The sequence below is a fragment of the Bifidobacterium sp. SKU genome, from assembly GCF_026016405.1.
In the GTDB taxonomy this organism is placed as follows: domain Bacteria; phylum Actinomycetota; class Actinomycetes; order Actinomycetales; family Bifidobacteriaceae; genus Bifidobacterium; species Bifidobacterium bifidum.
This window is the reverse complement of sequence record NZ_CP092890.1, coordinates 187,731-202,038: the sequence shown is the minus strand read 5'-3', so window position 1 is coordinate 202,038 and position 14,308 is coordinate 187,731. Positions and strand designations below refer to the sequence as shown.

Annotated in this window: 18 protein-coding genes; 7 read left to right on the top strand and 11 right to left on the bottom strand. The window is 60.3% G+C overall.

Features of this window, described 5'->3' with window-relative positions; all coding sequences use genetic code 11:
- Positions 1 to 125 precede the first annotated feature (125 nt).
- The 6 genes from MMB49_RS00990 to fbaA form a co-directional block, all read right to left on the bottom strand.
- Positions 126 to 494 carry a fluoride efflux transporter FluC gene (locus MMB49_RS00990; protein ID WP_013389414.1) on the bottom strand — a complete coding sequence of 123 codons (369 nt, stop codon included), beginning with the start codon at positions 492 to 494 and terminating at the stop codon, positions 126 to 128.
- A gap of 1 nt (position 495) precedes the next feature.
- Positions 496 to 1,440, bottom strand: coding sequence for a fluoride efflux transporter FluC (locus tag MMB49_RS00985; protein WP_047271363.1), 945 nt, complete (start codon positions 1,438 to 1,440; stop codon positions 496 to 498).
- 74 nt (positions 1,441 to 1,514) lie between these two features.
- Positions 1,515 to 2,801: an adenylosuccinate synthase gene (locus MMB49_RS00980; RefSeq protein ID WP_003811495.1), complete on the bottom strand. Its 1,287-nt coding sequence runs from the start codon at positions 2,799 to 2,801 to the stop codon at positions 1,515 to 1,517.
- Positions 2,802 to 2,854: 53 nt separating this feature from the next.
- Positions 2,855 to 3,724 (bottom strand): hypothetical protein, encoded by an 870-nt coding sequence (locus MMB49_RS00975; protein WP_047271361.1) that lies wholly within the window; start codon positions 3,722 to 3,724, stop codon positions 2,855 to 2,857.
- Entirely contained in the window at positions 3,724 to 5,178 is a 1,455-nt protein-coding gene (locus MMB49_RS00970; RefSeq protein WP_047271359.1) for an AAA family ATPase, read from the bottom strand. Before MMB49_RS00970 ends, MMB49_RS00975 begins: the two co-directional genes overlap by 1 nt.
- Before the next feature lie 86 nt (positions 5,179 to 5,264).
- Positions 5,265 to 6,332, bottom strand: coding sequence for a class II fructose-bisphosphate aldolase (gene fbaA, locus MMB49_RS00965; protein WP_047271357.1), 1,068 nt, complete (start codon positions 6,330 to 6,332; stop codon positions 5,265 to 5,267).
- A 138-nt stretch (positions 6,333 to 6,470) separates the two neighbouring features.
- Here fbaA and MMB49_RS00960 point away from each other — a divergent pair, with 138 nt between their 5' ends.
- Positions 6,471 to 7,763, top strand: a complete 1,293-nt coding sequence (locus MMB49_RS00960; protein WP_047271355.1) for a polysaccharide deacetylase family protein — start codon at positions 6,471 to 6,473, stop codon at positions 7,761 to 7,763.
- Between the two features lie 169 nt (positions 7,764 to 7,932).
- Here MMB49_RS00960 and MMB49_RS00955 read toward each other — a convergent pair whose 3' ends face one another.
- Entirely contained in the window at positions 7,933 to 9,072 is a 1,140-nt protein-coding gene (locus MMB49_RS00955) for a tyrosine-type recombinase/integrase (protein WP_047271350.1), read from the bottom strand.
- 77 nt (positions 9,073 to 9,149) lie between these two features.
- On the opposite strand from MMB49_RS00955, the gene MMB49_RS00950 reads away from it, so the two are divergent.
- Complete coding sequence (locus tag MMB49_RS00950) at positions 9,150 to 10,127, top strand: hypothetical protein (RefSeq protein WP_229940910.1); 978 nt, start codon at positions 9,150 to 9,152, stop codon at positions 10,125 to 10,127.
- 112 nt (positions 10,128 to 10,239) lie between these two features.
- Here the strand turns inward: MMB49_RS00950 and MMB49_RS00945 are convergent, their stop codons facing one another.
- From MMB49_RS00945 to MMB49_RS00930, 4 genes are read right to left on the bottom strand one after another with little or no spacing between them, the layout of a single operon-like run.
- On the bottom strand, positions 10,240 to 10,710 hold the full coding sequence (locus MMB49_RS00945) for a hypothetical protein (protein WP_047271348.1): 471 nt from the start codon (positions 10,708 to 10,710) through the stop codon (positions 10,240 to 10,242).
- 15 nt (positions 10,711 to 10,725) lie between these two features.
- Positions 10,726 to 11,124, bottom strand: a complete 399-nt coding sequence (locus tag MMB49_RS00940; RefSeq protein WP_047271346.1) for an ImmA/IrrE family metallo-endopeptidase — start codon at positions 11,122 to 11,124, stop codon at positions 10,726 to 10,728.
- Entirely contained in the window at positions 11,102 to 12,004 is a 903-nt protein-coding gene (locus MMB49_RS00935; protein ID WP_047271344.1) for a KilA-N domain-containing protein, read from the bottom strand. The genes MMB49_RS00940 and MMB49_RS00935 overlap by 23 nt, the downstream gene beginning before the upstream one ends.
- An 11-nt stretch (positions 12,005 to 12,015) precedes the next feature.
- Positions 12,016 to 12,351, bottom strand: a complete 336-nt coding sequence (locus MMB49_RS00930; RefSeq protein WP_047271343.1) for a hypothetical protein — start codon at positions 12,349 to 12,351, stop codon at positions 12,016 to 12,018.
- A gap of 155 nt (positions 12,352 to 12,506) precedes the next feature.
- Here MMB49_RS00930 and MMB49_RS00925 point away from each other — a divergent pair, with 155 nt between their 5' ends.
- The 5 genes from MMB49_RS00925 to MMB49_RS00905 all read left to right on the top strand — a co-directional run bounded on the left by MMB49_RS00925 (position 12,507) and on the right by MMB49_RS00905 (position 14,307).
- Complete coding sequence (locus tag MMB49_RS00925) at positions 12,507 to 12,734, top strand: hypothetical protein (RefSeq protein ID WP_047297658.1); 228 nt, start codon at positions 12,507 to 12,509, stop codon at positions 12,732 to 12,734.
- Positions 12,734 to 12,940, top strand: coding sequence for a hypothetical protein (locus MMB49_RS00920; protein ID WP_047271339.1), 207 nt, complete (start codon positions 12,734 to 12,736; stop codon positions 12,938 to 12,940). The genes MMB49_RS00925 and MMB49_RS00920 overlap by 1 nt, the downstream gene beginning before the upstream one ends.
- Positions 12,927 to 13,274: a hypothetical protein gene (locus MMB49_RS00915; RefSeq protein ID WP_047297657.1), complete on the top strand. Its 348-nt coding sequence runs from the start codon at positions 12,927 to 12,929 to the stop codon at positions 13,272 to 13,274. The genes MMB49_RS00920 and MMB49_RS00915 overlap by 14 nt, the downstream gene beginning before the upstream one ends.
- Positions 13,275 to 13,603: 329 nt before the next feature.
- Positions 13,604 to 13,846, top strand: a complete 243-nt coding sequence (locus tag MMB49_RS00910) for a helix-turn-helix transcriptional regulator (RefSeq protein ID WP_047271335.1) — start codon at positions 13,604 to 13,606, stop codon at positions 13,844 to 13,846.
- A 188-nt stretch (positions 13,847 to 14,034) separates the two neighbouring features.
- A complete protein-coding gene (locus tag MMB49_RS00905) occupies positions 14,035 to 14,307 on the top strand; it encodes a hypothetical protein (protein WP_047271333.1) in 273 nt (90 codons plus the stop codon).
- Position 14,308 lies beyond the last annotated feature (1 nt).

Genomic DNA, 14,308 nt, shown 5'->3' with positions numbered 1-14,308 from the left:
TGTTCGCCTAATTGTATACAGAACGACGCTCTCAAAACTTGCAGATACAAAAACAGAACCCCCCTATTTTCCAACAACATCATTTTGTATCTGCGAGTTTTGAGATCCACTCCAGCGCAGACGAGCTACCGCACCAGCGCGATCAGCCCCCAACCCAGCACCACACACACCACCGGCACCAGCACGGTCATCATGAAGTACACGGCGGCCGCGGCGTATTTGCCGCTGCGGGCGAGCGACACCATCTCGTTGATAGCCGTGGAAAACGTAGAGAAACCGCCGAGGAAGCCGGTGACGAACAGCAGGTACGACGAATGGTCGGCCGTCTGGTAGAAGTAGGCCGCGGCGGCCACGCCGGCGAAGAACGTGGCGAGCACGTTGATGATGAACGTGGACAGCGGGAACGCGCGGTTCCACCACCGTTGAATCGAGGTGTTCAGGACGAACCGCGTTACGGCGCCCAAGCCGCCGCACATACAGATCAGGGCAAACATGTCAGCGCACCTCCCCGGTTTCAGGATCAGGCCTGAGCGGAATTTCCGCGGTGATCGGATCCGGTTCGAACGACGGAAGGTGTTGTTCGTCGGATACTGGCATGTCTTGTACGCGGCCCGCAGCCGGTTCCGAACCGGCCTGACTGTCAACAGCCAAGTCTGCTCCGGACGGAGCGCCGGCGGCCTGCGACTCGCGCACCGCGCGAGCCACCACGTGCGCCTCGCGTTTTCGGCTCAGCGCAAGGCCCAGCATGGTGCCAAGCCACGCGATGATCAAACCGCAGATGAAGCTCAGCAGCGTGTAGGTCACGAATCCCACGATGTTCTCGGCGCGCAACGAGTTCAGGTCCTCGATCATCATCGCCGACAACGTGGAGAACCCGCCGCACATGCCCATGCCGACACCGCGGCTGACCAGCTGGCGGATGCGCTTGCGAATCCACGCCGCCTGCGACATGTACGTGCTCAGGGCGGCGAAGATGAAGCACGCCAGCATGTTCGCTATGAACGTGGCGGTGTGGAACGAATGAAGGAGACCACTTGGCGCGGCCGGATTCGGCAGGAGCAGCGAGAGCCCGTATCGTATCGCAGTGCCGAAGAACCCGCCGACGAACACCACCAAATACAGCATGCCATCGGCGAGGGGATTGAATTTCGCCTGCACGCGCTTGGCCGGGGCCAGTGGAATGGAAGGTGGTGCTACTGCGGCTGCCAGTCCGGTGGGCCGAGGCGCCGAGTATTCGATTTCGGAGGCGCTGATCTCTTGGGTCGATGGCGCCGGCTCGTCCGCGGCGAGGGCGTGAGCCTCGCTTGGAGTCGAGTCCGGCGCGGAAGTGTCGGCGACATCGGACCCGGCAGAGACGGATTCGATGTCCCCCGCGCCGGCGGCGTCGCCACCATCGGATTCGTCATGCGAGGAGGGCACGAACGGTACAGGCTGATTCATGATCTGAAACCCTTGTAGTGCGCGGATTCACTCTGTCCCGGCAGCCGTGGGTCGGCGAGAACGCCGAATGGCGACTAGTCGAGAAGCGAGTGGACGGAAATGATGTGGTCGCGCTGAGGACCGGTGCCGATCACGGAGATGCGGCAGTTACTCAGATCTTCAAGACGCTTGACGTACGCCTGGCAGGCGGCGGGCAGCTCGTCGAACTCGTGGACCTGCGAAATGTCCTCGGTCCAGCCGGGCATGGTCTCGTAAATCGGCTTGGCAGCAGAGAAGGCGGCCTGATCCGTCGGCATATCGTCGTAACGCTCGCCATCCACATCGTAGGCGACGCAGATCGGAATCTCCTTGAGACCGGTGAGCACGTCGAGCTTGGTGAGCACGAGGTCGGTCAGACCGTTGACCTGGCTGGCGTAGCGGTTCACGACCGCATCGAACCAGCCGCAGCGGCGCGGGCGGCCGGTGGTCACGCCGAACTCGTGGCCCTGCTGGCGAAGCCATTCGCCGGATTCGTCGAACAGCTCGGTGGGGAACGGGCCCTCGCCGACTCGGGTCACGTACGCCTTGGAGACGCCGACCACGCGGGTGATCTTGGTGGGGCCGACGCCGGTGCCGGTGCAGGCGCCGCCGGCGGTTGGGTTGGAGGAAGTGACGAACGGGTAAGTGCCATGATCCACGTCAAGCATCGTGGCCTGGGCGCCTTCGAACAGCACGGTCTTGCCCTCGTCGAGAGCCTTGTTCAGAATCAGGCCGGTGTTGGCGACGTACGGCTTGAGGCGTTCGCCGAGCTTGAGCAGCTCGTCAGTGGTCTGGTCCACGTCGATGGCGCGACGGTTGTACAGCTTGACCAGAATCTGGTTCTTCTGGTGCAGACTGGCTTCGACCTTGTCATGCAGGTGCTCGGCGTTGAACAGATCGTGCACGCGGATGCCGACGCGGTTGATCTTGTCGGCGTAGGCCGGGCCGATACCGCGGCCGGTGGTGCCGATCTTATGCTTGCCGAGGAAACGCTCGGTCACCTTGTCGAGCGTGCGATGGTAAGGCGCGATGACATGTGCAGCCTCGCTCACCAGCAGGCGGGAGCAGTCCACGCCGCGGCTTTCAAGACCATCAATCTCCTCGAACAGCACTTCCGGATCCACGACGACGCCGTTGCCGATCACGGGGGTGACGTTCGGGCTGATGATGCCGGAAGGCAGCAGGTGCAACGCATACATCTGGTCGCCGACCATCACGCTGTGGCCGGCATTGTTGCCGCCGTTGAAACGGGCCACATAGTCCACTTTGGTACCGATCAGATCGGTAGCCTTGCCTTTGCCTTCGTCGCCCCACTGAGCGCCGATCAACACGATTCCGGACATACTGCACCTCCGCATCCGCACGATTCCGCCGGGAACAGCCTACCGTATGCCCTCTACTGCGAAGGTAAGCGCTGGGGCGGGTGCGGTAACCGCCGCATTCGTTTTGTCAACGCCCATATCAACATGGGCGCGAACGGCTGCAACTTGCCGTCCTTGCCTTGTTGAAGTTCCTGCAGTCTCTCCCTGCACTTGCGTGGGAAATCCCGCTCCGACGCATTTTTTTCAAACCATTGGTAAAGGCCAACCAGCGCCATCGCACGTTCTTCTTTCAACCAGTGATAGTTAAGATTCAACCGCACATTGATATCATCGTTGACTTCCGGAATGGATGAACTCAGTGTAGCGTCAAATTTGCCGTAACTCAACGAATCGATGTGGTCTTTCCTCCTGGGATCAACGGTCAGCTTGCTGTTGCCTCGCAACGTATCACATGTCACCTTGGGGCCGCTGCTTTCCTCATCCTCCTTACGATGCGGGGCACGATGTCCGTCTCGGGCTGGCGCCTTTTCGTCTTTCTGATATTTTCCATCGCATACGGCAAACAGATTGCGATAATCCAGAGAGTAACGGTCAAGATCAGCCTGCGTAAATTGAGGGTAAGGCAGCTCCGCCTCCTTGCCATGTCGTCTTGCCTCTTCGTATCCCTCGTAGTCCTGATGACGAGGAATATAGTGCTCGTTATGCAGCTTCCGCGAGACGCCACTCACCGGCTGCACCGCTATACACCGCATGCAGTAAACGCACAGCCATCCCTGATCGGCGCCCAAACTATCCCACAAGTGGGGGATTAACTGAGATGCCTCTTGAAGCTGTCCCAGAGAGTCATAGCAAACCTCCACGCCATCAGTGTTTTTCAGCACACGCTTCGCCTTGGCAATCTCAATGCTCGGCGGATGCGCATTGTCTTTGTCCACGTACAGCATCAGTCCCTCACCTCCCCGGCATAGAAGAAATACGAGGAACGGGCACCGCTGAGATCAGGATTGTCAGCGCCTATCGTTCGCTCCAGCTCCCCCAATGTCTGTTTCGCCTCGGGGAACTCATCGGCATCCATCTGCCGGGAGAATCGGTCGAACAGATCCTGTACTTTCCGCGGCTTGTCCAGAGATCCCATCACATGGCGCAGAACCAGGCTCGCACTGCTGCCATATGTCTCGTTTTTTGGGGAAACCGCCTGATAGATTCCATCGTTCTTGTCATCCAACGTGATGACGCGCAACCTGTCCGATGCCACGGAGGAGATCACCATCGGCGCATGCGTGGTGACGATAAATTGGATTTGCGGGAACGACTTCATCAGCACGCCAAGAATGCAGGACTGCCATTTCGGGTGAAGATGCAAGTCGACCTCATCGATAAGCACCACGCCGGGCGTCCAATCAATCACGGAATCGCCCATGAACGGGTTCAGCGCCGCAATCCGCCATGCGATGTCGGACACGAGTCCCACCACGCCGCGGTATCCGTCGCTCAAGGTCCACAGCGGCATGCTCTCCAAGCGCACTCCATCGGAATCCGTGTAGCTCAGTCGCAAACCATCATCGAAATCATATTCGAGCCGGGCCTCAGTCGCATGCCCATTCTCGCGCAGAAGCGTCTCCAAGCACCGTTCAACGGTCTTGCATACTGCGCGGTAGGTAGGTACGTCATACCCTTTCAGAGACCGGTCATATTGCTTGCGCCACCAAGCATCCATCTGCCTGTAATTCAGACTGGATTGAAGACATCTATCATATCCGCGAAAACGATTTTTGAAAGCGGATGCTCTTGCCTTTCCCGTCATTCTGCCGTGCAGTCCCAATCGATCCGTGCCATAGTAGGCCAGTAGCGGAAGCACCGCATCTGGATCCATTTGAACCAGCTTCTGATACATCTCTGACAAACTGCATATCTCAGACGCCTTGGAAAATGTGGTGCTCCCGTTCGCACTGTTCAGTTCCCGTCGCCATTCGATAGGAACAGCAATCGGATTCCCTCGTTCCTGCACTGTTCTCCACTGCACCGGCTGCGCGATGTCCGCTTGCGCATAGATACTGACGGGAAACTGCTCTTGGATATCGGTTTCCCCGTATTGTGAATAATATTTGCGGCGCGCATCGCTCCCTTGAATCCGCAATCCGGAAACCTCTGGAAACGCTTTCAGGAACGTGCCCAACGCCACGGCGGCGGCATCCAGCACCGCGGTCTTTCCGGCACCGTTTTCGCCGACCAATACGGTCATCTGCCTGTCGAAGTCAACGGTCAGCCCTGGAACCATGCTATCTGAATGTCCGCCGTTGCTGTTGGCATCGGCACTGAATCGGCCCCCAAACTTCCGATAGTTCGTCATGGACAGCCTTCTCAGCCACATCATGCTCTGTGCTTGATTATCCATCATCGTCCCCTTTGCCGGTCAATATTCAGCCATCATATCGGAAGACCGTAACTCGACAGCTGCGGTTGCATCTACCGCGGCGACCGACGTCACTTCAGGGCTTTGCCGGCGGAACCGAGCTGCTTGCAGGCCTCCACGACGCGGGCCGCCATCGCGCTCTCGGCCTCGCGGCCCCAGGAGCGCGGATCGTACAGCTTCTTCTCGCCGACCTCGCCGTCCACCTTGAGCACGGCATCGTAGTTCGAGAACACATGATCGGCGATCGCACGGGTGAACGCGTACTGCGTGTCCGTATCGATGTTCATCTTGACGACGCCGTACCGCACCGCCTCGGCGATCTCTTCCGGGCGAGAGCCCGAACCGCCGTGGAACACCAGAGCGAACGGCTTGCCGTTCGGAAAATCGACGGCCCCGGCGGCGGACGCGATACGTCCGTCCACCACGGCCTGAGCCGCCTCGCGCTGGATGTCGCCCAACAGTTCCGGGTGCAACTTGACCACGCCGGGCTTGTAGCTGCCGTGAACGTTGCCGAACGTGAACGCGGCCATGTACCGGCCGCGCTCTCCCAAGCCGAGACGCTGGGCGACCTTCACGCCATCGGCCGGCGTGGAATACAGTTTTTCGTTGATTTCGGCGCTATGACCGTCCTCTTCGCCGCCGACCGCGCCGATTTCGATTTCCAGGATCGTGCGCGCGGCGACGGACTTGTCGAGCAGCTGTTCGGCGATGGTGAGGTTTTCGTCCAGCGGAACCGTCGAACCGTCCCACATGTGGGACTGGAACATCGGCTCGCGGCCGTGCGCCACCTCATCGGCCTCCATGTCCAGCAGGGGACGCACCCAACCGTCCAGATACTGCTTGGCGCAATGGTCTGTGTGCAACGCGACGGTGATATGCGGGTAGCGCTTCGCCACCTCATGCGCGAACGCCGCGAACGCCAACGACCCGGTCACGCGGTCGTTCACGCCCTGACCGGAAAAATACGCGGCGCCGCCCACTGAAACCTGGATGATGCCATCCGACTCGGCATCGGCAAAACCCTGCAGCGCAGCGTTCAGCGTTTGGGAGCTCGTCACATTGATCGCCGGGTAGGCATATCCGCCGCGGCGCGCAGCGTCCAGCATTTCAGCGTATCGTTCGGCAGTTGCAATCGTCATACCTGCATTATCCCGCGACCATGCAACATTTGGCACCACCGCTACTCCGGCCGGAGCCGCCGGGCGGAATCCATCGCCTCCGCACGCCGCGGCCCGTTCCTCACCTTTCTCCCATCTTCACCTCCGTAAAATTAGGACGTGACAAAAGAACCGCAGTACATTGAAGAGCTGTCGTTTGGGGACAGTGTGCGCCGGGCGGGGAAGACGCGCGGGAACGAATATGGCGAGTACGATGCCGGCCCCGATAACGGGCGGCGCGGCAGGGGACGGCATCGGCTGATTGCATTCGTCGCCATTCTGGTGATATTGGCGTTGGCCGGCGGCAGTGTCGGTGGCTGGTGGATGTGGGACCGGCATTGGCGGCAGATACCGATCACGGTAAACGGCACTTCCATGAAAGTCAGCGTCGACATGACGTTGGGACGACTGCTGCGCGACAATGGCGATTTCGACGCGCATCCGGGCAATCTGGTCGACGTGGCCGGCGACATGATCGAGAAGCATGCCGGCAAACCGATCGTCGTCAGCATCAACGGCGCTGCCGTGCGCCGGGATGCAATCGACAGCACGACGATCCCGCAGGATGGCATGGTGATGGTGACGTCAGGCGAGGATGTGACCGAAGACCATACCGTGAGCAAGGAGACCGTGCCGCACGGCGAAAGCATCGACATCGCAGGTGGCTCGATACAGATACTCAAGCAGGCCGGGAAAGACGGCGTGCACGAATACTGGGTCGGGAAACGTTCCGGCAAGCATGTGGACAAAGGCGTCACCGTCGAGCCGCAGGACACGATCGTCGTGCCGTTGAACCCGCGTCCGGAGGGGAAGAAGGTCATCGCGCTGACGTTCGACGACGGGCCGAGCAAATACAGCGGCCCGATCCTGGACATCCTCAAGGAGAAGGGCGTCAAGGCCACGTTCTTCGACGTGGGCGAGGAGTGCCTGTCGTTCCCGGACGCCGAGAAACGCATGCTGGAGGAGGGACATCAGGTGGCGAGCCATTCCAACACGCATCCGGACATGCCGACACTCAGCCGCGACGCGTTGCGCGCTGAAATCATCGCCGGGTTTTCGAACATGAAGAAGGCGTCCGGGCATGTAACGAAAGTGCTAAGGGCGCCATACGGGGCGTTCGGCAAGAAGCAGTGGCAGGAGACGTCCGACCTGATCGACATGAATGTGCTGTGGGATATCGATACGCTCGATTGGAAGCGTCCCGGAGCCAAGGCGATTCATGATGCCGTGATGACGGGCGCGCATAACGGGGCGATCGTGCTGATGCACGACGGCGGCGGCGACCGTTCGCAGGACGTCGAGGCGCTTCCCGGCATCATCGACGATCTCAAGAAGCAGGGGTACGAGTTCGTCACCATCGAGCAGCTGATTAAGATGGCCGGCGACGCGGGAGATACGGGGGGACGCGGGTAACTGAGCCCCCCTGCTGGAGCTGGCACGTGTAGCTATCTGATAGGTGGAAAACCACCCTCAGTCTCGCTGACGCGAGCCAGCTCCCGCCAGCGGGAGCGGAAAGTGGCGGAGCGGATGACGGGAGTCGAACCCGCAAAAGGGAAACCCGACAGCCCTACTCCCGTGCAGATTACGCGGCCTCCGCCGTATCGTCTGCCCACATTTTGCCCACACTCTCACGCAGCAGCATCTCGCCCATGCGCTCGCCGAGCTTGTCCAGATCAGCCTCGAACAGATCCGCGTAGGTGTCGAGCGTCATCGCCGCGCTCTTGTGCCCGATCTGTCTTTGCACGGCCTTGACGTTGGCTCCTGAGCTGACCATGAGGCTCACCGCCGTGTGCCGCAGATCATGCAGGGTCAAGTGCCCGCTGATGCCGGCGCGCCGGAGCGCGGACGCGAGCCATCCGTCGCCGCTGGACGCCGCGCCGAACTCCTTGAGATACACGCCCGGACGGCCGGGAGCCTCGAAGAGCAGGTCGTCCGGTCTGCGCCCCTCGCAGCGGTCGTGCATGATCCGGTCGAGGACGGCCGGGTACATGATGCTACGTCCCTCGTGGGTCTTGGTGTCCCCCGGAGTGACCTTGCCGCCGACCATGGGGGCGCTCACGTCAACCATGATCCGATGCCGGTCGAGGTCGACGTCGCGCACGCGCAGGGGCACGAGCTCGCCCCAGCGCATGCCGCACAGTCCAAGTGTGAGGATGATGTCGCGACGCCAGCCGCATTCACCGGCCAGCGAGTACAGCTGGGGCGCGGTGAGGTACACATGCCTTTTGGTCTTCTTGCGCGGCAGCTCCACCCCGCGCGCATGATTCGCGTGGATCATGCCGTCTCGCACGGCGTTGTCGAGGATCCCGGCGAGGATGCCGTATGCCCTCAATGTGACGCTGGCGCTGCGCTGCGGCGCTATGTCAGTAACCCATTTCTGCACATCGTTTCTGGTCACCATGCCGATGGGCACGTCTCCCCATGCGGGCTTGACCCAGACGCGCCATGAGTCCTCCAGGTCGTCCATGTAGCTCGGTTTGACTCGTGTGCGCTTCGCATCCAACCACGCGCCGGCCAGCTCCCCCACGGTGGTCTTCGCGTCCTGCGGGTCGATGTACGCTCCCCTCGCTTTGGCTATCGTGACATGCTCCGCCGCCCAGTTCACGGCATCGGATTTGCGTTTGAAGCCACGCTTGTCGGTTTGCGTGCCGTCGGGCTTGCGATACCTCACGCGCCATCGTGTCTCGCCTTTGCTGGTATTGTATCTGGTGACGTTCGCCATCTGATGACCTTTCTTCATGTCCTGTTAAGGTTGTCCGGTTACGATTGGTGCACCTACAAAACGGTGCGGGAGGAATGATGAGCCAAGAGAATATCCATGCGAACGATGCCGGTTCTCAAATGCAACTTGCCGCCGACGGTCGTGGCGTTGATGTCAGGCAAAGCCCCGAAGCGGATACCCTGTATGTGCGTTATGACGGTGAGGCCCTGCGTTCCCACGAGATGGATGTGAAACAGCTCGCACCCGCACTGCTGTCCCTCGCCAAAGCATTCGACATCATGCAGAAAGACGTGGCTCCCGAGGCTCGCGTGCATCTCAACGCACAGGCGACCCGTGAGGGATCCTTCACCATTGACCTGCTGCTCCATTTCGTCAACGAGGCAGAGGGATTGTTGACCGGTAATGGCGTGACCGCGATAGTCAACGCATCCGGCCTGATGGCTATATATTTCGGGGCTGTAAAGCTCGCCAAGAAATTCGCCGCCCATTTCAAGCCGACGACGGTGGAAGATGCCGGCAAGGACGAGAACGGGCTCGACCTCCTGGATATGACTTTCCCGGACGGTTCGAGAATGCGTGAGTTGAAGGCTTCTGCGGAGGCGTTGAAGAACCCGGAGCTTATCAAGGCCATCAAAGGCGTGATCGCCCCGACGTTGGACGACGGTGTCGATCTCGTGCAATTCCAGTCCGGAGTGCATGACGAGACTGTGAACACGGAGGAAGCCGACGCTATCTCCCATTACGATCCCGAGGAGAAGGAGCGTACCGAGGATACCGTGGAAATCGTCATCCAGGCGTTGGACGTGTCCTTCCGCGAGAACGGAAAATGGCGCATCACCGATGGCATCAAGACGCAGTTCGTCACCTTGGCGGACGAGCAGTTTAAGAAGCGTGTGCTCGACGGTGAGGAGGCCATGCGCGCCAACGACATTTATCGCGTGGACATGCGTGTGGAAAAGGCGTTGGACGAGAATAACCGGCTCACGACACGGTATGTGTCCATCGACAAGGTTCACGAGCATCGCGGTGTTGGCGAACAGCCGACGTTGTTCTAGCATTTTCGGGTATGCTTCGCCCCGTGTAGGATGAAAGGCGAAGCGTCCTCCTTTCTTGAACTAGCTGGATCTTCAACCGCCCTATCGGTGTGTAAGACCGATAGGGCATTTTTTATTGTTTGGTGGTTTTGACGGTGATGGTGGTGCCGAGCGCGGTGGTCTCCCAGCTCACGCCGTTGGCTTCGCTGTAGGTGAAGTTCTTGGTGGCGTCCTGCGAGGCGAGCAGGGATTGAGCCATAGTTTCGGTGTCGCCCTGGCTGATCCACTTCCAGTCGCCGGCCTTGGTCGGGGCCTGATAGGTGCCCTTCCAGTAGAGGCTCTTGGTGTTGGTGCCGATCCAGTTGACCTCGATGGTGTCGCCGCTGATGGTGGCCTCCATGTATGAGTTCGGGTCGTTGGAGTTGGTTTGCTTCCACGTGCCGGTCAGGTCGGCCGGCTGGGGCTTGGGCTCCTCCTTCTTGGTCTCGGTCTTTGACGTGCCGTCCGTTTTGGCCGGCGCGTCTGAAGCCGTGTCGTTTCCTCCACAGGCGGTCAGTCCGGCGAGCAGTATCATCGCCGCAAGCAATGCTATTGACTTCTTCATTGTTTTCTTCTTTCTCTATACGGCCACACTGTCGTGCAGCATTTCCTTGTAATCTTCCACGACCTGTACGGTCACGTCGAGCGCTTGGGCGATGAGATAGCTATCCCCTTCGTACATGCGTTCGGCGATCGCGTATTCGGTCGGGTTGATGAGTCGGAGCGCGGTTTCACGCCGGGCTCTCCTCTCGGCTTTTGACCCGTTCGGGTCGCAGCCTCGATCGTGGTATCTCGCATGCACGAGCTCATGGGCGAGCGTGCAACGCCGGGCGAAGTCGGGTAGCGTCTCGTCGATGATGATGAGACGATTGGGGTCGTAGTAGCAGCCGGCGAGATCGCTGCCTAGTGAACGCTCGCGGACGTCGACACCCAGTAGTTCGGCTTCCCCTAGCAAATCAGCGTAGGTCGTCGTTTTCATTCACCTCCGGTTTTTCTATATGGTGGTGCTCTTCGGCTTCGAGTTTTCGCACGGTAGGATGTGAGTTGAAGAGTTCCATCTGGCGACGTGCGATCTCGTTGAGTTTGAGCATCCGTTCCCGGATGGACTTGCCGTCCCGAATCATTTCGGCGTTAAGGTTTTCGAGGTTGGACAGCACGAGGTTTTGCGTGATACTGGCGTAGTCGCGCATATTGCCTTTTGCGTTCGGGTTGGCGTCTCTCCATTGTCTTGCGGTTCGGCCGAATACGGCGATGTTGAGTACGTCCCCTTCCTGTGCGTATCTGATTCGTTGGTCGTTGCGGGACAGATGTGGAGGCATCATGTCCTTGATCGCATCGGTGTGGACGCGGTAGTTCATGGCGGCGAACAATCGCTTTTCGTTCCATTCGGCGTTGAGGCGACTGGATTCGTCCTTCTTGAGTCGCTTGTATTCCTGGAATACGTAGAGTCGGAATTCGGGACTGATCCATGCGGCGAAGTCGAGGGCGAGGTCCACGTGAGCGAATGTGCCGCCATTGCGCCCGCGGCGGGATTGGATGCCGATGGCGTTGGTTGCCGTTATCCATCGGCTTGGCGTCATGGTGAAGGCGTTGCGTCCGGCCTCACCCATAAACGTGTCGAATTCGACACGTTTAAAATCCGGGTTGTTGAGCTTTTCCCAGATGCCCAACAGCGCGATGGTGTCTTTCAGACGCATCCAATTGCCGATTGCGAATCGCGGGTCGCCTTCCGGTCCGACCTTTTCGCGCGCCAGATCGGTGAGCGAAATGTAGTCGTTTTCGTCCCCGTTGCCGCGTATCGCGACGTCGAGCCCGTTGATGCTCAGTGTTTCCTGCACGGTTTTCTTGAGTGAGGCCATTGGTCCTGTCCTTATTCTCGAGGGGTGTTCGCTTCGTCCCGCTTGTGCGGATCGATGCTTGCGGCCACGTCGAAATCATCAGGATTGGCGGCGATTCGGTCAGCCACCTCATCGGCGGTGCGTTCAGCTCGGGCCCGCGCGGCTTTAGCAATCACCTCGTCCAAAACATTTGACGGCTTGACATTAAAGCCTAGGCATAAGTCGATGAATTCCTGCAAGGTTGGAGTACCGTTCGTCTTGTTGAACAGGTCCCCGACGCGGGTATGTTTCATCCCGAGCCTTGCCGCGAGAACACGCAACGATGGGTTGCCCTCGTCGGCCTTCTTCTCTGCGAAGAAGTCAATCATTGCGACATCTATATCGCTCCATATTCTCGCTGTTCTTGCCATGCCTCAATGTTAAATGTCCGAATTTTGCGACACGCCGTAAATTCATACTTGACAGATGTCCGCAAATTCGTACACTGTTAAGCATGACCGTAAATTCAAACAGAATCGCTGAGATGGCAGTCGATGGACTGAGGCGCGAGGCTCGCGCAGCCGAGGTGCCTCAGGCGGACATCGGGCAGGTCATTGGAAAGTCGAGGCAAACCGTGAATGTCAAGTTCCGCTCTGGAGACATGCGCCTCACGGAGTTCGTCAACATCGCGCAATCCCTAGGGATTTCTCCCCACAAAGTTCTTGAGCGTGCGGAAAAAAACGCCGCGCTCGCCGATAAGAAAGTGGCGTGATGACACGGCTCACCGACAACGACGGCCGAGAGTTCACGGTCACGCGCACCCCGCAAGTGGAGTCGGCCGGCTACCCGTGCCTCTTCGCGGTCACCCTCGACGGGCACACGGCGGTCAGGGTCACCAAGGGCGGCTTGCAATCCATCAAGCAGGAGATCAACCGCGCCCTGCGCGAGACAAGGGAGGCGTCCAATGAGAGCCGATGACCTTCACGGCCAGCATATCAAGCCCCGTCGGGCGGCGGGGTCCGGTACAGCGATGGGGGCACCCGTTGCCGGCCCCGGTGTTCGCCCCGCCACCCGACGTTTCCTCGACCGTTATCCGGTGCTCTGTCTGCTGGCATCCTGCACGGCGGGTCTCGCGCTCGTCATCGCGGCGCTCGCGTGGATCCTCTCGCATGACGGGTGCTCCCGCCCGATTGGGGCGGTCGTGGCGGTGCTGCTGCTCGCCGTGAGCGGGGTGTGCGCTTTCGCGCCGCTGCTGATGCTCGCCGCGAGCGATGCCCCGTGGCTGTTCCCGGAGGACTCCGAGCGCGAATAGGTCTTGGCCGGGCGTCGTTTCTTCTTCATCTTCCGACGCGCGGCCGGCGACAAAGGTCAGTCGTTAAAACCAAATAACCATAACTGAAGAGTTCTCAAACCGGTGTCGCGCCGGGACCCCTGCGGGGTCGAACCTATCCGGCGCGGCATCATGGGGCGGCGCAGGTAGCCCCCGGACGAGATCACGCGGGTCATGACGCGGGGCAAAGGCCGGGACCCGGTTCGATTCCGGGCCGTCCACGAAACCACAAGGTTTCAGCCGAAAAAAAAGGACGGTCCCCGCTGGCACGGGGACCGCCCGAAAGGAATACCCAAGAGAAAGGATACGTCGTGAGTGCAACGGTTTCAAACGCGCTGTCGGGACTGGTCACGGTCAGGCAGCTCGCCGAGCATACCGGCTACAGCCGTTCGACGGTCTACAAGTGGAGTTCCGGGGAGCGTCCCAGCCCCTATCCGGAGCCGGTTCGGAAGAACGGCCGCGTCATCGGCTGGCGGCGCGAGGACGTGGAGGCCGCCGACAAGGCCAACAAGTACAGCCGCGCCGACTGGCTCTACGGGCGAAAAGCCGCCTGAGATCCCCGCAGGCGATACGGGAGACCCAAGCCCCGCACAGGGGCGGGGACGGCTGCAAGTGGCCCCCGAGCCGAGATCGCGCGGTGTCATGTACGCGCGGCAAAGGCCGGGACGTGGTGCGATTCCCCGGCCGTCCACCACCGACAAAGACGAACGGCATGCCCCGAGAGGGGCGGAAAGGAGAAACAGTGAAGGACGACAAGGACGACGGATGGGACCGCCGGGAGGAGGGCGAAAGCCTGTTCGAATGGCCCCTCGACAGCACCGGCATGCACATGGGCGCCGGCCAGCTGCTCGACAGCCTCCTCGACACCATCACCCGGCTCAACCGCAACAGGGCATGGCCCCTGACCATCCTGCCCCCGCGCCCCGGCGACGTGATCGTCGACCGCGGCCGGCGCACGATATCGGCCATCTGCCTGTGGAAACGCAAACCCGACACCACCAAGGAGACGAAATGAC

What these genes read in the sequence shown, in the direction of transcription:
- MMB49_RS00990 (WP_013389414.1), bottom strand. Translation starts at nt 494, where the DNA reads ATGTTTGCCCTGATCTGTATGTGCGGCGGCTTGGGCGCCGTAACGCGG.
- MMB49_RS00985 (WP_047271363.1), bottom strand. Translation starts at nt 1,440, where the DNA reads ATGAATCAGCCTGTACCGTTCGTGCCCTCCTCGCATGACGAATCCGAT.
- MMB49_RS00980 (WP_003811495.1), bottom strand. Translation starts at nt 2,801, where the DNA reads ATGTCCGGAATCGTGTTGATCGGCGCTCAGTGGGGCGACGAAGGCAAA.
- MMB49_RS00975 (WP_047271361.1), bottom strand. Translation starts at nt 3,724, where the DNA reads ATGCTGTACGTGGACAAAGACAATGCGCATCCGCCGAGCATTGAGATT.
- MMB49_RS00970 (WP_047271359.1), bottom strand. Translation starts at nt 5,178, where the DNA reads ATGATGGATAATCAAGCACAGAGCATGATGTGGCTGAGAAGGCTGTCC.
- fbaA (WP_047271357.1), bottom strand. Translation starts at nt 6,332, where the DNA reads ATGACGATTGCAACTGCCGAACGATACGCTGAAATGCTGGACGCTGCG.
- MMB49_RS00955 (WP_047271350.1), bottom strand. Translation starts at nt 9,072, where the DNA reads ATGGCGAACGTCACCAGATACAATACCAGCAAAGGCGAGACACGATGG.
- MMB49_RS00950 (WP_229940910.1), top strand. Translation starts at nt 9,150, where the DNA reads ATGAGCCAAGAGAATATCCATGCGAACGATGCCGGTTCTCAAATGCAA.
- MMB49_RS00945 (WP_047271348.1), bottom strand. Translation starts at nt 10,710, where the DNA reads ATGAAGAAGTCAATAGCATTGCTTGCGGCGATGATACTGCTCGCCGGA.
- MMB49_RS00940 (WP_047271346.1), bottom strand. Translation starts at nt 11,124, where the DNA reads ATGAAAACGACGACCTACGCTGATTTGCTAGGGGAAGCCGAACTACTG.
- MMB49_RS00935 (WP_047271344.1), bottom strand. Translation starts at nt 12,004, where the DNA reads ATGGCCTCACTCAAGAAAACCGTGCAGGAAACACTGAGCATCAACGGG.
- MMB49_RS00930 (WP_047271343.1), bottom strand. Translation starts at nt 12,351, where the DNA reads ATGATTGACTTCTTCGCAGAGAAGAAGGCCGACGAGGGCAACCCATCG.
- MMB49_RS00925 (WP_047297658.1), top strand. Translation starts at nt 12,507, where the DNA reads ATGGCAGTCGATGGACTGAGGCGCGAGGCTCGCGCAGCCGAGGTGCCT.
- MMB49_RS00920 (WP_047271339.1), top strand. Translation starts at nt 12,734, where the DNA reads ATGACACGGCTCACCGACAACGACGGCCGAGAGTTCACGGTCACGCGC.
- MMB49_RS00915 (WP_047297657.1), top strand. Translation starts at nt 12,927, where the DNA reads ATGAGAGCCGATGACCTTCACGGCCAGCATATCAAGCCCCGTCGGGCG.